Source organism: Bacillus cereus group sp. BfR-BA-01379, assembly GCF_022663605.1.
GTDB classification, from domain to species: Bacteria; Bacillota; Bacilli; order Bacillales; family Bacillaceae_G; genus Bacillus_A; species Bacillus_A mobilis.
Genome location: NZ_JAKUFT010000001.1, coordinates 1 through 18,316, shown reverse-complemented (window position 1 = coordinate 18,316; position 18,316 = coordinate 1). Strand labels below are relative to the sequence as shown.

Here is an 18,316-nt window from a genome sequence, read left to right as displayed (position 1 = left end):
CTACAAGGAAACTTTAGTTAAACAACAGTATTTATTAATTGGCTACTAAACAACCTTGTTTTATTACTTATAAATACTGAGTCAATAATCTGTTTAAATACACTTCAGTTTGCGGAGATACTTCCTCAGAAAACCTAGCTGCAATCATAATAGGGGCCCATTGAAAGATCTCATCTCTTGTTATATCAGTATTACTGCAATATATTTGCAAATACATTTCTGCTAATTCTATATAAGACTGCGCATACAATAAATATGTACGAAACACATCTGCACGAATATCACCTGAACAAGCATCTACCCAGTCTATAATATTTACATTCTTTCCACTCAAAATTAGATTAAATGGATGGAAATCACCATGGCATAATTTAGGTTCAAATTTGATTGAATGTAACTTATTCAATATATTTCCCTTTTGTTTTTCATCCAATTTATAAACAGATTTAATTTGTCGCTCTAATCTTTCTCTCATTGATTCTATTTCATCAGTGTTCACACGAATAGAGTGAATCTTTTTTTGTTCATTTACACAAATATTTATGTAATGCTCTGACTCATTTAGATTATTAAGCAGGAGATCACCTATACTGTCACCTTTTACGTATTCCATAACAATTGCCTGTCTATTTTGTATCTTTGTCACTTCAAATACGCTTGGAACTGATAGCCCACATGAATAAGCATATTTTTGTTTTTTTGCTTCATTTATAGACTCTGTATCTGGAAGATATTCTTTAAATAATTTCACAACCTTACTATCATATAGATAGATTTCCGCTGTATTCCCTTTAGCTATCGGATTTCCTAAATTCAATTCATTTCTCTCCTTATTGTAAATTAAGCTGACACCTTATTCTCCTATATAAATTCAGTGTAATTATGCGGAAACCCTTCTCTACGAAAATATAAAAAACTTACCACTTTCTATCCTTAAATAGAAAGTGGTAAGTTTAATTTACTAGGAATATCGGTAGGAAAATGTGGTGTATACACAATTGAAAATGCATATCCTTGCTCAATAAATGATACTTCATTATGTTTACATTGAAATGGTACACTATTTCTCTTAAAGTTAATTTGGATTTGCTGTAAAAATGCAGGGTTCGGTGTTCCGAAAGATACGTTTACTTTCGGTGGTAAAGCTTTCATTGCAATTGGGATCCAAGGTCGTTGCCACCATGTTGCAACAATATATGCTGTGCCCCCTATAACAAAGTTGAAAATATCCCCATCTTCCATCGTTTTCATATTTAGATTTGATTTTAGCCATTCTGTAAATACAGGTACACTTTTAACGGGAAGTCCGATTTCCCTTACATATAAAATGTTTAAAGGGGAATGCGGTACTAATACATCTTCTTTAACATAACGATGTGCGATAATTTCGAGTAGGTTTCCATCACCGTCTTTAAAGTATACATTGAATAGAGCATTCTCTTCACCAATGACATTTCCATTTTTCCATTTCACAATGAGTAATCCAGAATCCTTTAACCACCTTGCTGTTTCATGAAATTTTGAATATGGAATCTCAAAAGCGAAATGTGCAGGTGCGATTGGTTCGTATACTTCTTGAAAACTAATTGTTGTGTGTGGTGTTACTTCAAATTGAATAAAAGATGCCGTTTCTTTTTTTATTGGAAAAGATAATATGTCCTTATATACTTGTTTTACCCCTTCTATGGAAACCGTTTGTAGTTTTATGTCTGATATATGTGTAATCATTATAATTAACCTCCAAATCCATTATATCTATTAGTATTGTATTTCAAAAACTAACAGGAAAAATCCACCTGGAGATTGAAACTTTAATTAACAAACTAATACTTTTGTATTAGAACAGTTAAGTTAACATTTTCAGCTAATGCAATATATCTTAAGTAAAAAGGAGTGTTGTATTGTGTCTCAAAGAATTTCCTACTATGAAGCTGCACCGGATGCTATGAAAATTATGATGGACATGGAAAAGTACACAAAGCAATCAACGATTAATCGAACGATTAGAGAACTTATTAAAATTAGAGTTTCTCAGATCAACGGCTGTGCTTACTGTATAGATTTACATACTTCCGATGCACGAAAAATGGGAGAAAGTGAACAAAGAATTTATTGCTTAAGTACTTGGGAGGAATGTAACTTTTATACAGCAGAAGAAAAGGTCGCTATGGAACTAGCTGAGCATATTACACTAATTCCTACTAAGAGAGTTCCTGATTCTCTATATAAACGAGTATGCGAACATTATGATGAAAAACAATATATTGACCTTGTCTTAATTATTAATCAAATTAATAGTTGGAATAGAATTTCTATCGCGATGGGAAATATACCTGCAAAAAAATAAAACTCTAAGTAAAAATCTTACTTATTCTATACGATATTTCTACATGACATATTCTTACAATATTAACCATTGTTTTACCTCTAGCATGTCTTGTATAAACTACTTTTCCACACAAAAAGCTGCTTTTTTTTAAGAAAAGCAGCTTTTACTCTATAACACATTATAATTTCACAGCAATAATCATAAACCTTTTTGAATTTGTACGAATCCCTTTTTCAGAACTATTTGCATCAATGAACTTTTGTAAAATAGTAAAATCATCTTCCTCTTCTCCAAATCTAGGAATAATAGGTGTATGTTTTAACAAGAAGATAAGATCTTCATGCGTACTGTAATAATCAGTAACATCATATTCACGTACTTGCACGAGTTCAAATCCCGCATTTATAAGTTCACCCATATACTTTTCTTTTAAAGTTCCATCTCTTTCGCCTAAGCATTGTCCTCTTCCAAATGCCTCTTTCAGGTTCAATTTATCATGTTCGCTAACTTGTTGTGTTAAAAACAAAGCACCTTTTTTCATTACATTTGCTAATTCGGATGCTATAAATGGCGCGTGACAACTAGAAGCAATATCAAAATGCGCATGTGGAAACGTTAAAGCTTCAGAATCCATTTGAAGAAACTCAACATTTTGTACATCTGATTTTTTTAAGTTAGAATGTGCTGTTTCAATCATGCCATTAGAATTATCTATTCCAATTAACAATTTAGCTGAAGATGATATGTTAAGTACATTTTCTCCTCCACCTGTACCAACATCTAATAAAAAATGTGATGGTTTGCATCTTTCTTTTACCTCTCTATAAAAGTCCCATGAATCTCCTACAGTTTCACATTTTATTTTACTAAAATCCCATCCATTTAATCTTCCTACTTTATCATAAAAGTTTTTGTACTCTAATTCGTTCATTTTATTATTTCCCCTTTGTTAATATGCATAAAATGTTTAATCCTGATCATCCCCGAAATAGACTCATAGTTTATATATTCGAAAAGCTCCTTTTATATCAAGTACGCATCTCTCAATCCCAAACAATTACTTACTTCGAGCTATACATAAATTTATCCCACCACAATTAAAAGAATATATGTACGATAACATCATTCAATTAAGTATATTATAAAATACAAATTATCGAAATAGCAGCTTGATACATTCCAATTTACATAATATATTTACAGTTCATCTTCTTTAATATAATCTAAATGTCTTCTTCCCCAACCACACATACTATCTAACACGGTACTTACTGTTTTTCCATGCTCAGATAAACTATATTCCACTTTAGGTGGTATTTCTTGATAAATCTCGCGTTCTATTAGTTGATCTTGCTCTAATTCCCGCAATTGCTTCGCTAAAGTCCCTTGAGATATATCTGGTATCAATCGCTTTAATTCACCAAACCGTTTTGTTCCGTCTGTTAATAATATAAACAAAATGAGTGGTTTCCATTTCCCACCGATTATTTGTAGTGTTGCTATTACTCCTTTTAACTTCGGTTCTTGTAAATCCATTTTTCACACCTCTCCTCTGACATCACAAATCTTTTTTCACATTGCATATCCGCAGGAAAAGTAATTCGTACGAAATATGCGACTATGTACATAAAAAGTGCGTACTTTTCACTTGCTATCTTTTAGCGAATAATAAAGACATAACAGCTTTATTTTAAATTTTTTATTAAAGGAGTCGCTTAAATATGTCTATTACTACATTAAAAGGTAGCCGTATCGTTATCATTGGTGGAAGTTCTGGTATTGGGTTTGCAACAGCACAACAAGCAATTGAACAAGGCGCACATGTTATTATTGCAGGAAAATCCAAAGAAAAATTAATGATTGCTCAAGAAGTAATTAAAAACAATCATCTTCAGACTTATGTATTGGATAACCAAGATAAAAACCAATTACAAGCGTTTTTCAAGAACATTGGGGATTTTAATCATTTGTTCACACCAGGAGCTTCTTACACACTTGGACCAATAACCACTACAGATGATATTGCCGAAAGTAGCTTTATCGGAAAATTTTGGCCACAATATTATGCCGTAAAATATGCAGTTCCTTTTCTTGTAAACTCTGGATCTATCGTATTAATGTCCGGTGCATTTAGTCAAAGGCCACTTAAAGGTGCGCCTGCTTACGGAGCTTGTAATGGTGCTATTGAAAGTTTAGGGAAAGCTTTAGCTGTTGAGCTAGCTCCAATTAGAGTTAATGTTGTTTCTCCTGGAACAATACAAAGAGAGAATGAACGAAATGTAAATAGACTAGCTTCTTATGAAACTTATAAATCTCTATCTCTTGTAAAACGACCTGGGCACAATGATGAAATTGCGCATACTGTACTATATTTAATGCAAAACAGTTTTTCTACAGGTAATGTATTGTTTCCTGATGGAGGATACACTTATCATTAAATTATTTATAACAAAAGCCACTTATTAAGGTGGCTTTTGTTATAAATTTAGAATCTGCTGAAGCAATACAGGATCCTCTTTTAAAAGTTCTGCTAAAAACATAAGTTGCGGAAAAGGTTGTAAGATTAAATCTTTATTCATTTTTTCTTTCAGTATAGCCATTCCACCTTGTTTAATATAATCGTTTAGTGTTATTCCCTTACTACAAACTAGCCTAATATCACTTACTGAAAGCAATAATAACCCGTTCGTTTCAGAGGATGGAGTTGGTTCATTTTCTGAATGTGCCATATACATAATAGATAAAGTTTCATCTGGGCTATCAATAATTAATATTGGATTGATTTCATTTTCTACTCTTATTTTCTTTGATTGTGCATTCCAATTCTCTTTATAATATGTACTTGGTGAACTGAATATTGCAATATCGATAGCAGCTTCTTCTTTCACTTCTCTTTTAGCAGTTTCTACTGCTGTTTCATCGGCTTCTTTATGCCCCCCCAGCCTTACTACACCTAATGTACCCCCTTTACTCGTTGGACCAACTTGAAAAACAAATAAATTTTTATAAACTACATACGCACCAGCTGTTCGCATATTCTTATCTATTTGTATCAACATTTTCCCTCCTAACGATCTTCGAATAAAATAGTTTACTATAATTTTATTATGTATTTAAATTATCTTCAATCCAACACGCAGCATCAAGTAGGTTTTACGCTATATACTCAGGTACTGTTTCTTTCTACGAATTTCTATACTTTGTTAATGAGCTTTCTCCCCATCCTGTTCGTACTAAAATCTTTTTCATAATACTGCCTTCATTTTTATTTCCTCCTTTAGATTTTAAAATACCTCTAAAAAGTAGGATTCATCAAAAAATTAAAGAATGCTATATATAACAAGTATTGGACGGATGATTTTCAAATTCCTCTATATAAAGCGACTTGATCCATCCAGTATGCAATGACGCATTTTAGGATTTCCACATACTTATTCCATTAGCTATGCCACCGGGAACATTAGTAGATCGTTTTTTTCAGCTTGCAATCATTTGCTGTAGCTACTTTTACTAAATTTATAACATTATGTACCCGATAAGAAAACTATGATGAAAGGAAGTTATATGAATGTTTGATTGGTTAATTGAAATAGATGAACCAAAATACTCGGTATCAAATATAGATGAAAATTTTCATATTAAAAAAATTCCAACAGTCTCATCAACACCTAATATAAGTCCAATTTGCCAACTTTTCAGTGGCATGGATGTCATACTTGAAGAGGACGTTTATACGTCCTTTCCCATTACAAATGACGTTACTTTAAATATAGTTAAAAATGAATTAACCCCTCATTATAAAGATGTGAAACAAGTTTTTATTAATAATGAATTACATGAAATTTTCATGATAGGTTTAAAGGAAGAATCAAAACAAACTCTAAAAGAACTTCTAACTAACGGTATATATCCTGTAGTGCCTGATTTATACCGAAGCCGTTCTTTTAATAGAACTGTCGGTAGAAGAACATTAAAATATTATTCTGTACTATTCGATTGCATTGATCCGATGTTCTTAAATGAAACTCAAGAAATAGCATATTTCCTCAAACATTCATTCTTTCAAAAAGAGGGTTCCATTTCTTTAGTACCAACAGGTTGGTTTTTAAAAGAGTCATTAAAGGATTCCATTACACTCCGCTCATTTTGTACATTTGCAAATAAAATTGTACTAATAGTTGACGAATCGAATCAAGAAGTAATTTCTCTTGATATTTACGGATAAATTGATAAATGGCTAACGTCAGGAAGATGCGGATTTACAACGATAAGGAAACTCCAAATTAAAAAGCCCAACTTTTCTACAAATCAAAATAGAGAAATTGAGCTTTTCAGTTACTTCAGTTACTTCATTTATTTATTGAATTCATTAACTGGAAGAAGTATTCAGGTTTATGAGTCTTATTTAGGTTATACCATGCATGTAATGTATCTGGTGTAAATACATCTATTTTTTTCAGTACCTCCATTGCAAATTCCAGAGGAGCTATTCCTGATGCAGTAACTATATTCGCATCAGATACCGCAGATTCCAACTCATAGAACTTTTCTCCATTATAGTTAGGACATACCATTTTAGTATATTCTAAGTTATTACTTGTATGCTTTCTAGCATCTAAGTATCCCATATTCGCAAGGCCCTCAGTTGCGCCACAAATTGCAGCAACAATAGTACCAAGCTTTAAAGCTTGGCCAATTCTTTCCAAGATAGGTTGATGAATTTCTTCACTCCAAGTAGTCCCTCCTGGTAAAATTAAAAGATCTTTACTCTCAAGAGTACATTCATCAAGCGAAATATCTGGTTTTATGCTCAGTCCTCCCATAGTAGTAATCATTTCTTTATTAGTTCCAACTGTAATTACTTTTAAAGGTGCTAAATCTTTTTTGAAATATCTTCCTGAGTTTAATTCAGCAATTAAATATCCATATTCCCAGTCCGACATTGTATTAAATACATATAGAAATGCTTTTTTTGTTTGCATCCAATAACACTCCAATCACAATTTATATAGCTATTATAATATAACTTCCCTGACAGTTAACGTCAGGGAAGTTATCATACTTGATGAAATTTTATTAATTCCGAAAGAACTTCAATAAGTCTTTTCTTAAGACTTATTGGCTCAATAACTTTAATAGATTTATTGTACGGTAAAAGTAAATAAGGTACATATGTATGTAATATATCTTTTTCAAGAAGAAAAACTGCTTGATTTGAAGTCCGTTCTTGTAAATAATGTCCTAAAAACCAATGTTGGCAAATATCAGCCAATACACTTTTATCCCCATTAATAACCAAAGAAATAGTCCCTTCCTTATCTTCTATAGTTGGAAGAAGACCATTTATAAAAAAGTCACGTGCTGAAAAATTTTCTGGTCGGTTAAACTTATTCTCTGTAAGCATTAGACTTTCAATTCGATCTACTCTAAAACTACGGATATCATTCCTAAGATGACAAAATCCAATCACATACCACTTATTATTCCAATAGATAATTTTGTACGGATCGACCAATCTATAATTTAATTGCTTTTCGCCACTTTTATGGTAAAGAATTTTTACTGAGTAGCCGTCAGCTATGGCCTGCTCCAACTCCTTCAAAAAAGGTTCCATAGAGAGTGAACATAATCGACTTATTACTTCAAGACTAGCTAAATGTTGATTTATCTTTGTTTCCTGTTCTTGATTTGAGTATTTACTTAATTTTGAAATGGCCCTATTTAGTGCTTCACCTCCATAATATCCGGCTTCTTCTGCAAAAACAGCAGCGTGAAATAGTGCCGTTTGCTCCTCAAAATCAAAAAAAAGAGGCGCCTCAATAAAATTGTTCAATAAAGTGTATCCACCGTTATGTCCTGATTCTGAAATTATAGGTACGCCACTTGTTGAAATTGTATCAATATAACGATACACAGTCCTTATATTCATCTCTAACTTTTCTGAAATTTGTTTTGCAGTAATTTTTTCACCTGAACGAAGCATCCATAGAATCGCTAACATATTGTCAATTTTAGGCATATAATTCCACCTCTATATGAAATTTATTTTCTATTATATATTTCCTATTTTTAGTATAACTCATCAACTGTTCCTTCCCATAGCTTTCTATATAATGAAGCCCTAGACACATTTGTAATTTCACAAATTTGATTTACAGTCATATCTCCCTCTTTATAAAGCTTTACTGCATAATTCATTCCTGCATGATTTTTATAGTACTTCTTTAACCGACCTTTACACTTTCCTTCTTTTTTAGCTAATTCAATTCCCTCACGCTATCGCATATGGATAAGATCACGTTCTAATTGGTTTACACCCGCCATAACCGTAATTATTGCACCATATTTCACCTTTAGGCTGGGAACATATTAATTTGCTAGAAGAATACCATTTTAATTCGGAGAAAGTGATCTCATTAGATTCTTTAAGACCACTGAAGCTTTCTTAACATTATTAAAAACGAGAGAATCGTCAGGACAATAGGCTTAGCGTTGTAAACCCGCATTTCCCTGACGGTACCTACAAAGAAAAAAGGCATATAATTAATGCCTTTTTTCTTTATCATCATTTAACTGGATAACAAACTTCTGTTACCCACTTATTAGGATCCGATTCCATCGCTGGGCTCACATGATATATATTAAACATCGGGCCTGCTAATTCGTAACCTTCAGTCTCAATCCATTTTGCCGCAGCCTCATTTACAGCTGTCATTTGTTCATAACTTCCATTAACCGTTATGGAAGCTACATGAGTTGATTCAATATTCTTAAATGTGACGTGTTTTGTATTTTCGTGCTTCCCTAAAATACTTAACTGTATTTCTACATCTACATCATTTTCTTTGTATTCACGATCATGGAAAACTGCAATACTATAACTCGGATGGGCAATACTAGTATCTTTCATTTGTATTTCTTGCATTAATATACCCCATAAATCCCCTTCGCGATTATATGATGGAATAATCTTTCTAACACTAGCTACATTTCTTTCTGGAATTTCTTTTATTGAAACATGATAGTTCATCTCAACTACATCCTCTCTCATCGATTTCATAGAGGCTTCAAGAAAACGTAATTGTTTTTGGAGGCCATCCATTTCATCCTTTATTTGAGCACTACGATTTTCAAATCGTGATTTTATTACTTCCATATTTTCACTTGCAACTATTTCTTTAATAGTTGCAATATTAAATCCCATATCTTTTAATGTTTGAATTTGATTTACTTTCTTTAGCTGTGCTGCTGAATAATATCGATATCCACTTTGTTCATCAACTTTTACTGGTTGTAATAATTCCACTTTATCGTAGTGTCTCAACATACGAATACTAATGGAAGATAGTTTTGAAAAGTCCCCTATTTTAAACATATTTTCCTCCCATAAATTACATCTACTTCGAAGCTCAACTTCATCTTAAACAATGACATCGTGTGAGAGTCAACTGTTTATAACACTTGAATTATATTTCTTTAATTATTTCCCCTTATACTCTCTTCCGTCTTAAGGCTATAAAGATTGATATTAATCCGTTCACAACTAATAAAGTTACTATAATATTTGTAAGAAAGGCTACATCTGCCGCAAACATTTTAATTGTTTTCCATGGTGAGCTTGTACTATAAGTAAGAAGCGGGATGAAAATAATAGATAATAGTAGAAATAGATTTCCTACAAATAACCAAGTTAGTTTTTTAACATTTTTCTTATGCCTATACTTTTTAACAAACATAATTGGCGAAATGAAAAGCACGAGTATAACTATCGACATAACAATTTGTGTAAATGGTATGTTTCTAGGTGGATCAATTGGTTCTTTTCCATTCAAAATACTAATAATCCCATTTTTCAACACTGATAACGCTGGCTCTTCTAATACATGATTTTTATTTGTTAAAATCACACCACCCCAGCCACTTTTATTTAAAATAAATAATTCTGCACGGGCATCAGGCGTGGATCCTGAATGCCAAATCATCGTTTCGCTTTCATTTATATTTGTTGTTCTTAATCCAAAACCATAACTTTTTTCTGAATTTATTTTATAAAGTGGGGACAGATAAAGATCCATGTTTTCTTGCTTTAAAAATTGAGCATCCTCTGGCCGATTCAAAAACATAATATATTGAATCATATCTTCTAAATTTGCAGTAATATAGCCATACGGTGCCCCTGCATTATCATAGGACACTACACTTTTTCTTGGTATGCCAAACCACGACTGATAACCTGTTAAATAACCTTTTTCATATGCAGTTTCTTTACTTGTTGCTGCACCATTCATATGTAACGGCTGAAAAACATGCTTTTCCATATATGATGAATACGTTTCATTTGTGACCTCTTCAATAAGAGCACCTAAAACAATATAATTCGCATTACTATATTGATATTTTTCTCCTGGTGAGGCATTTAATTTTACATTTAAAAGTTTCTTTACATTTTCTTTTAAAGCTGAAGAACTTTTGGATTGTATATCTGATAATGCCAAACCTTCGTATGTGTTTATTCCGCTTGTATGAGTTAGTAGGTTTCGGATTGTTATAGTGGAGGTTAATTGATTGTCTTTTAATTTAAACCAAGGAAGGTGTTGTTGAACTGAATCCTCTAATTTTATTTTTTTATCTTCAATTAATTTCAATATAGCTAAAGCTGTTAAAGATTTACTTATTGAGCCAATTGCGAATGGTGTTTTACTAGTTACCTTTTTTTCAGATTCTCCAGTAATCCCTATCGTTTTTGTGAAGAATACATCTTTATTGTGTACAATTGCAACAGAAGCTCCTGGAATGTTCTGCTCCTTTATAAATTTTTCAATATACTTATCCAATGCAATTTTAATATTTTGCTGAGCATAAACTTTTGAATCTGTAATACATAACATTAATACATTACAAAGAATATAAATTAGAGACATTTTATAGAGCGTATTCTTCATTATGCTTTAGACAGCTTTCTTTTTTTATAACTTACTAAACTAATAAATACTGCTACAGAGATCATAAAACTAATCATTATTAATAATGAATTCCACCATTGATTTTCTGAAATACGATATAAAAGATTATACTGGAATGTAGTTTTACTATTAGTTGGATTAAATGATCCAGTTAAAAATATTGTCAATGTAGTTTGCGAGACAAGGTAAGTAATAACTGCAATGAATATGCCACGTAAGATAGATGTGTTTAATTTACCCTTTTCATTTTTAAGTTGTTTCATTTTAACTTGTAAATCAATTTCATTTATTTCTAAATAATCTTGAACAAATAACTGAGGTGTACCTAAATCATCTATACTATCTTCACCATGTTCGCGACATTCTTGAATGTGCTCTAATATTTGTCGCTTAACATTTTCTATTTCTTCTAAACTAATATCGTATTGCTTTAATTCCTTAAGTACGTCTGTTAAAAATTGCTTTTCTTTACCTATCAATCTATTCCTCATTTCAGAAGGTCTCCTTTCAAACCACTTTTTAATAATGTTTGAATATCCGATTGCAATTCTAACCACTCATTAATTTTTTTCTCAAGACGTATTTTCCCATTTTCATTAATTTCATAATAAATCCTAACTTTACCACTGTCTGTTACTTCTTGATAAGTGTTAACCCATTCTTGATTTTTCAACTTGGTTAGAATAGGGTAAATACTTCCTACTCCCTTCAATTTTAAATTGTTTACTTCAAGTTCTTTCATAATCTCATAACCATAACTTTTCTTTTTCGACAAAAGAGATAATACACACATTTCTAAATGACCTTTAATTAAACTTGTTCTGTCCATAGGATAAATTTAACAGAAATATATACTTCATTCAAGTATATATTTCTGTTAAATTTAAAAAATCAGATAAAAAAACAAAAAGATTAATAAACAATAATATCACCCACAAACTTTTTTACCCCTATTCATCACTTTTATAATATAATAATTACATAATATATCAATCGTTTAACCATTTTATTTGTTTATCTCTCCTTCCTTAATACTTCTCTCCTGGTAGGAAATATTGTATGCGGGACATAAAAATACTAAAAGATCCAATTTCTTAATTGTGACATTAAGAAATTGGATCTTTTCATTACCTTATAATAATCAAACTGCGTTATTATTAACATTATAAAGAATATACGTTTTATATAAGTTATGTTAATAACACTTTAACTAATAAAACTTTATTGATTACCCTCAAGACATTCATAAACCGCCATCATATCTCGTTTATCTAATTCGCGAATGCGATTAAAAATTGGTATGTGCACAACAGCCTCTGTTAATAAGCTTTCATCCACAACATCACTAACTTTTCCAGTTAACCATGTTTGTACATCCACGTCCTCAACAACTTCTTTTAACCCTTCGTCATTAATACCAGTTGCATTACAAGTTACACATGGGATTGTTAATTTAAAGACACCATCATGTAAATTATCTTCAGTTATAACTTTCTTTCCGTTACAGAATGGACATGGATTACTTTTTTTAATTTTATTGATTTGGGTAACTAACTTTTTGTATCCAAACGCTTCGTATACATACGTAAGTTTTTTATATTTACCATTTGTGAAATACTTATCTATAATGTTTTCTCTCGTTTCATAAACATTAGGGAAATCACAAACAGTTACTCGATTATTAATACTAATGGATTCGATATTTCCTTTTATTTCATCCCAGAATGGTAAAACATTTTGTAACACCATTTCATAGTTTGAAAAGCTTGCCTGTTCTAATTCAAACATTTTCAGTGCAACTTGTGCTTTTCTTGGCAATAAAGAAACATCTTCTGTCAATTTCATATCGCCACCAACTATAGACTTTAATTTATGAAGTGCAGGTAAATCACCGACTATTTTCAACACTTCATCAACTGGTTGATTGATCATTTCACGAATATCAAAGTTACCAAATTTAAGGGGTTTATGATGCTTTAAAACCGTCCCCTCACAAATTGGACATGTCATTATTTTTTTAGAAGACTTAATTTCTTCTTTAATAGCTGCTTTTGAAATAACAATATATCCACCAATAATCGTATTAAATCCTACCCATGTTCTGCGTGTCTTTCCTTTTTTATCATAAAATGATTTTTCAAAATATCCGTACCAAAACGTATGCTTTTCTTCTTCTGACATATCATTATAGCTCTTTGATAAATCGTGACCAAGCTCATTTTTTATTTCTTCAAATAGAAATTCTATTTTTTCATATTGATAAAATTTTAATACTTTCATGATTTCCGGATCAAATAAACCGTCCCAAAATAGAACATTTTTATCTTGAATTGTAATCTCTTTATCGAAAACTTCAATTTGAAGACGTCCAGAACAAGATGGACAATGATTGTCCTGTGAATAGAAATCAAAACTTCTCGTATCTTTATTAGTTGGATGAGCAGCTACAATATGATTAATTAGTCCACCAATCTCATATAAGAAACTATATTGACTATATAAATGTCTTTCAAGATCAATGGCAACAACAGGTGCAATTGTATCAGATTCATATTCGCCATAAATTAAACGGGCCATTGATGATAAACTTTTTAAAATACCACCCTTATAAATATTTTCCGCATTTTTAAAATAGTTAATATGATTTTTTTCTAAATAGTGAACGCCTTCTTTTTGTTTAAGTGCTGAAGAAATATGTATTTGCTCAGCATTATTCACAATGCTTTTTTGACGATAATAATCTTCATGACTTACTACATCAAGATGCTTTATAGATTCAAGCTGTCTTTTCCCGAAATCTACAATATAATCAGAGCTTTCTAACATGTAGCTATTATGTTCAATCATAATGATAGAGACTGATTCATCTTGCAATATCCCTCTAACACTAACTATAAATTGATTTAAAATATTTTGTGATAAACCTTTTGAAGGCTCATCAAAAATAAATAATGTATGTGGATTTCTAGTGTTTGCAAATAACTCCGAAACTAAATGAACACATTGAAACTCACCTGTTGATAATGTTTGTGTTTTTCGTTCTAACGTTAAATAACCAAGTCCTAATTTAATTAGTAGACTCAAGCGTTTATACGCAATATCTTCATTTGGGAGTTCATCTATAATATCCTCAATCGAACGTTCAAAAATATCATCAATTTCTTCGCTATACTTTGTTAGTTTCTTTTTAATATCTAGGAAAGTGGCTACAGTTGATCGACTTGTAATGGATTGATTTCGATCTTGTCCTACCATAACTAATTTATCTTTTGGATATCGTTTCATGAAATCTGTAGCTAAACATTCATTGACAAGTGTAGATTTCCCACATCCAGATTCTCCTGTAACCGTTACAAGCCTATTTTTAGGAATTTGAAACTCCGCCATCTGGATATTACGGCAATATAATTCTTGGAATGTATAATATTCTGTTGGTACTTCTTTATTTAGATCCGACAGTATTGGTTTAGGTCTTGGTGATTCTTTCACAATTTCCCCACCATATTTTCCGCTACCAGGTCCAAAGAACAATTGCTCATCTGTTTTATCCAGTACTGTATCTGAATGATCAATAAGCCAAATTTGATTTTTACACCCTAACTGTTTAATCTCTCCTAATATTTGTACTAATGTTTCATGATCAAGTCCAACTGAAATCTCATCAATAATAATTACAGCATTTTCACTTACTGCCATGAATTCAGCCAAATAAAGTCGTGTTAACTCTCCACCAGACAACGTACCCATAATTCGATTTAATGTTAAATAACCAATGTTCATATTAATTATATTTTGCAGTATATGTTGCTTCGCTTCACTAATATTTAACTCTTCCGCTAACGAAAGAATAGACTCAACACTTAAATCATTAATATTTGAAATTGTGTGTGGTTTAGCAAATAAATCTATAGTATGTTGTTCGATTTCTTCGTTATAACGTTTTCCCTTACATTTTTTACACTCAATATTTTTAGTAGTACCACGGCCTTTACAACCAGTACACCAACCTAACTGATTATTAAACGAAAAAACCTCAGGGGAAAGATGAAATACTTCGGCAAGTTTTTCGCGAACTTCAGTAAATACACCAGTATGAGTACCTATCGTTGAACGTGGGTTGGAAGAAATCGATGACTTTCCTAGAAAAAGTACTAAAGGCATATCTTCCATCTTAATAGCACTAAAATTTGTTTCCATGATATTAGGAAATAAATATTGATATTCAGCCTTTGGCAATAAAGAAACTAATCGTTTTTTTGATTCTTCGCCAATCGTTTGACAAAAAGTTGTTTTACCCGATCCTGATAAACCGGCGATTCCAAACGACTTATTAAATGGAATAGCTGTATCTAATTTATTTATGTTATTAGCAATTAATTGATTTACTTTCATATTAACCTCTATTCTTATTTTTCATAAAAGTCATTTTTACAGTATAATAATTACACAATAAATATAATCTTTTACGTAATTACCCTCTTACTTCAAGGAACTTATCCTTATATATTTCAAACCACTGTTGCCATTCATCTTTAGAAAATTCTTTTTCTTCTCCTTCTAGAACGGAAGAAAAAAGATCTAAACAAATATGCCAACCTGCTATATCTTTCGGTGTATGATCTGTTAAATCATGAATGTATTCTTTAAGAAGTAAAAGAGTACCATTTTCCTCTTTATGTATTTCAAATCGGACACGATCTTTATCCCAAGTAAATTCAAGCACTGCGTTTACTTGACACTCTAAAATATCAATATTTATAAATGAACCGTCCATCATGTCAAACTTGATTATTCCACCTGTTTTAAGGCTTTCAATCTGTAAATTAGACATCCATTTTTTAAGCTTACTGTTTTCTGTTAAAACAGACCAAATTTCCTCTAGTGTATATGGAAATGTGCGTTCAAATTTTACAATGTATCCATCAGTTAGTTTCCCAATTTCAGCTATCATATTAATTGCCTCCTTGTACAGAATGTATGTTCTCACTTCATTTTACACGAATATAAATATAAAATAAATATTTATATCACGGAAGTATTAATTTAAAGTTAATGGCGCTGCAAAAACTTAAAAATTTTCTAAATCAAGTTATATTATGTTGAGAATGAAATATCAAGTATGTCCATTTCCTTATTAAATATAAACTTACGCAAAAAAAGCCGCATTTGCGACTTTTGAAATGATAGAATTTACTCTTGTTTTTGTTGAGTGATTTAGCGCTTAATCGCATCGACAATTAGCGATGGAAAACCAAGTTTATCACCTTTATTTCTAGAATCATACCTTTTAGAACGGAAAATAACACCGTCGTTTGCATCCCATTCGTTGTAATAAAACTGACCATTTTCATCACAATATTCAAGTAAAACTACCTCAAATCCAGCAGTTTCAAACATTTTCGTTAATGTTTTATAATTATAAACGATTTTATAACTTGCTGCTGGATGATCTTTCGGACCTGGTCCGCCTATTTGAACTATATTTTGGTATACTTCGTCTTGGAAAAACGCATCAGGAACACCGCACCGAATGTGTCCTGCTGGCTTTAAAAATTCATAACAAATTTCTGCTGCTCTTACACCTTCTTCAAACGTAAGGTGTTCCCATACATGCTCAGCTAAAATAGCTGAAATAGAATTGTATTCAAATCTTTCTTCCCACGTAGCTTTATCTAATAAGTTAAGCTCATCTTCTTGCGTTTGTATCCAACCTGGATTATTATTAAACATTCCAGCTCCGACTACTACTTTAATTTCGTCTTGTTTTATTGCCAACAGTTTCACCTCATAGACATTTTAATTTATTAGTATATTCTACGTTTACTATTATCCTTCCTTCTTCAATAATTTTAATAGCATGAGTCCAGTACTATACCAAACTCATGATGGAAATTTTTCTAACACTACGATTTTCTAACTTTATGGAATCCGTTCATAATACACAACTGTTTTATACTATTTATATACGATTTTTCTTATATAAGCATAACACACCAAACATTAGCACAAAACCAACCACGTAAAAACTTATTGTTCCGCTGCCACCAGTATTAGGGATTACCCAATTATTTTTCACATTTTTCACTGTTAGTTTTTGTGTCCTTACCTCTTCTGTAATTTCTATTTCTATTGGATCTCTAAGTAACATATATCCGTTTGGCGCTTTTATTTCTTTAATCGTATACTTTCCAAGTGCTAACTGATTGGAAATCCCCTTTCCTTTTTCATCCGTTGTTAATCTAGTAACTTCTTTACCTTCTTTATCTAAGACTTGAAATACAGCACCTTTTAGTTTTAGATTAATATCCTTATCATCAACTTTCTCAATTTCAAATTGCCCTGTCGGATCTGGTAATTTCTTATTTCCTATTTTAATTTCTACTACTGTATCTTTTTCTATTTTTACAGCTATTTTATCTTTTAATAATTTATAACCTTTAGGTGCTTCTACTTCCACTAGAGTATAGTTACCTATTGGCAATTCTTTTGATATCGCTTCTCCTTCTTCATTTGTTACTAGATCTCCAACTACTTTTCCTTTTGAATCTTCAATTTTAAACTTTGCTCCTACTAACTTTATATTTTTATCTCCCGTATCTACTTTCACTAGCTTCATTTTCCCCATTGGATTTGGTAATTTCTTATTTCCTATTTTAATTTCTACTATTGCATCTTTTTCTACTTTTACAGCTATTTTATCTTTTAATAATTCGTAACCTTTAGGCGCTTCTATTTCCACTAGAGTATAGTTCCCAATTGGCAATTCTTTTGATATCGCTTCTCCTTCTTCATTTGTTACTAGATCTCCAACTACTTTTCCTTTTGAATCTTCAATTTTAAACTTTGCTCCTACTAACTTTATATTTTTATCTCCCGTATCTACTTTCACTAGCTTCATTTTCCCCATCGGATCTGGTAATTTCTTATTTCCTATTTTAATTTCTACTATTGCATCTTTTTCTACTTTTACAGCTATTTTATCTTTTAATAATTCGTAACCTTTAGGCGCTTCTGTTTCCGCAAG

18 protein-coding genes and 1 pseudogene are annotated in these 18,316 nt (G+C 31.3%); 3 read left to right on the top strand and 16 right to left on the bottom strand.

What is annotated here, in order from left to right; translation table 11 throughout:
- Positions 1 to 67: 67 nt before the first annotated feature.
- Positions 68 to 817 (bottom strand): aminoglycoside phosphotransferase family protein, encoded by a 750-nt coding sequence (locus tag MR113_RS00095; RefSeq protein ID WP_242250512.1) that lies wholly within the window; start codon positions 815 to 817, stop codon positions 68 to 70.
- A gap of 116 nt (positions 818 to 933) precedes the next feature.
- Complete coding sequence (locus tag MR113_RS00090; protein ID WP_242250511.1) at positions 934 to 1,728, bottom strand: VOC family protein; 795 nt, start codon at positions 1,726 to 1,728, stop codon at positions 934 to 936.
- A gap of 175 nt (positions 1,729 to 1,903) precedes the next feature.
- Here MR113_RS00090 and MR113_RS00085 point away from each other — a divergent pair, with 175 nt between their 5' ends.
- On the top strand, positions 1,904 to 2,347 hold the full coding sequence (locus tag MR113_RS00085; protein WP_242250510.1) for a carboxymuconolactone decarboxylase family protein: 444 nt from the start codon (positions 1,904 to 1,906) through the stop codon (positions 2,345 to 2,347).
- A 160-nt stretch (positions 2,348 to 2,507) separates the two neighbouring features.
- Here the strand turns inward: MR113_RS00085 and MR113_RS00080 are convergent, their stop codons facing one another.
- Entirely contained in the window at positions 2,508 to 3,260 is a 753-nt protein-coding gene (locus MR113_RS00080) for a class I SAM-dependent methyltransferase (protein WP_242250509.1), read from the bottom strand.
- 266 nt (positions 3,261 to 3,526) lie between these two features.
- Positions 3,527 to 3,865: a winged helix-turn-helix transcriptional regulator gene (locus MR113_RS00075; protein WP_242250508.1), complete on the bottom strand. Its 339-nt coding sequence runs from the start codon at positions 3,863 to 3,865 to the stop codon at positions 3,527 to 3,529.
- A 185-nt stretch (positions 3,866 to 4,050) separates the two neighbouring features.
- Between MR113_RS00075 and MR113_RS00070 the strand changes: the two genes are divergently transcribed.
- A complete protein-coding gene (locus MR113_RS00070; RefSeq protein ID WP_242250507.1) occupies positions 4,051 to 4,767 on the top strand; it encodes an SDR family oxidoreductase in 717 nt (238 codons plus the stop codon).
- Between the two features lie 39 nt (positions 4,768 to 4,806).
- Here the strand turns inward: MR113_RS00070 and MR113_RS00065 are convergent, their stop codons facing one another.
- Positions 4,807 to 5,385 (bottom strand): NUDIX hydrolase, encoded by a 579-nt coding sequence (locus MR113_RS00065; protein ID WP_242250506.1) that lies wholly within the window; start codon positions 5,383 to 5,385, stop codon positions 4,807 to 4,809.
- A gap of 512 nt (positions 5,386 to 5,897) precedes the next feature.
- Between MR113_RS00065 and MR113_RS00060 the strand changes: the two genes are divergently transcribed.
- Positions 5,898 to 6,554, top strand: a complete 657-nt coding sequence (locus tag MR113_RS00060; protein WP_242250505.1) for a hypothetical protein — start codon at positions 5,898 to 5,900, stop codon at positions 6,552 to 6,554.
- A gap of 124 nt (positions 6,555 to 6,678) precedes the next feature.
- On the opposite strand, the gene MR113_RS00055 is transcribed toward MR113_RS00060, so the two are convergent.
- The 11 genes and pseudogenes from MR113_RS00055 to MR113_RS00005 form a co-directional block, all read right to left on the bottom strand.
- On the bottom strand, positions 6,679 to 7,311 hold the full coding sequence (locus MR113_RS00055) for a type 1 glutamine amidotransferase family protein (protein ID WP_242250504.1): 633 nt from the start codon (positions 7,309 to 7,311) through the stop codon (positions 6,679 to 6,681).
- 74 nt (positions 7,312 to 7,385) lie between these two features.
- Positions 7,386 to 8,348 (bottom strand): helix-turn-helix transcriptional regulator, encoded by a 963-nt coding sequence (locus tag MR113_RS00050; protein WP_242250503.1) that lies wholly within the window; start codon positions 8,346 to 8,348, stop codon positions 7,386 to 7,388.
- Positions 8,349 to 8,398: 50 nt separating this feature from the next.
- Positions 8,399 to 8,665, bottom strand: a pseudogene (locus MR113_RS00045) (helix-turn-helix domain-containing protein); the annotation flags it as partial.
- A gap of 229 nt (positions 8,666 to 8,894) precedes the next feature.
- A complete protein-coding gene (locus tag MR113_RS00040) occupies positions 8,895 to 9,704 on the bottom strand; it encodes a MerR family transcriptional regulator (protein ID WP_242250502.1) in 810 nt (269 codons plus the stop codon).
- Between the two features lie 115 nt (positions 9,705 to 9,819).
- Positions 9,820 to 11,271, bottom strand: coding sequence for a serine hydrolase domain-containing protein (locus MR113_RS00035; protein ID WP_242250501.1), 1,452 nt, complete (start codon positions 11,269 to 11,271; stop codon positions 9,820 to 9,822).
- Positions 11,271 to 11,783, bottom strand: a complete 513-nt coding sequence (locus MR113_RS00030; RefSeq protein WP_242250500.1) for a DUF1129 domain-containing protein — start codon at positions 11,781 to 11,783, stop codon at positions 11,271 to 11,273. Before MR113_RS00030 ends, MR113_RS00035 begins: the two co-directional genes overlap by 1 nt.
- Positions 11,780 to 12,085 (bottom strand): PadR family transcriptional regulator, encoded by a 306-nt coding sequence (locus MR113_RS00025; protein ID WP_313895070.1) that lies wholly within the window; start codon positions 12,083 to 12,085, stop codon positions 11,780 to 11,782. Before MR113_RS00025 ends, MR113_RS00030 begins: the two co-directional genes overlap by 4 nt.
- Positions 12,086 to 12,513: 428 nt before the next feature.
- Entirely contained in the window at positions 12,514 to 15,684 is a 3,171-nt protein-coding gene (locus tag MR113_RS00020) for an ATP-binding cassette domain-containing protein (RefSeq protein WP_242250498.1), read from the bottom strand.
- Between the two features lie 79 nt (positions 15,685 to 15,763).
- Positions 15,764 to 16,243 (bottom strand): SRPBCC family protein, encoded by a 480-nt coding sequence (locus tag MR113_RS00015; protein WP_242250497.1) that lies wholly within the window; start codon positions 16,241 to 16,243, stop codon positions 15,764 to 15,766.
- 263 nt (positions 16,244 to 16,506) lie between these two features.
- Positions 16,507 to 17,067 (bottom strand): class I SAM-dependent methyltransferase, encoded by a 561-nt coding sequence (locus MR113_RS00010; RefSeq protein ID WP_242250496.1) that lies wholly within the window; start codon positions 17,065 to 17,067, stop codon positions 16,507 to 16,509.
- 184 nt (positions 17,068 to 17,251) lie between these two features.
- Positions 17,252 to 18,316: MSCRAMM family protein (locus MR113_RS00005; RefSeq protein WP_242250495.1), on the bottom strand; the 1,065-nt coding region annotated here is incomplete at its 5' end.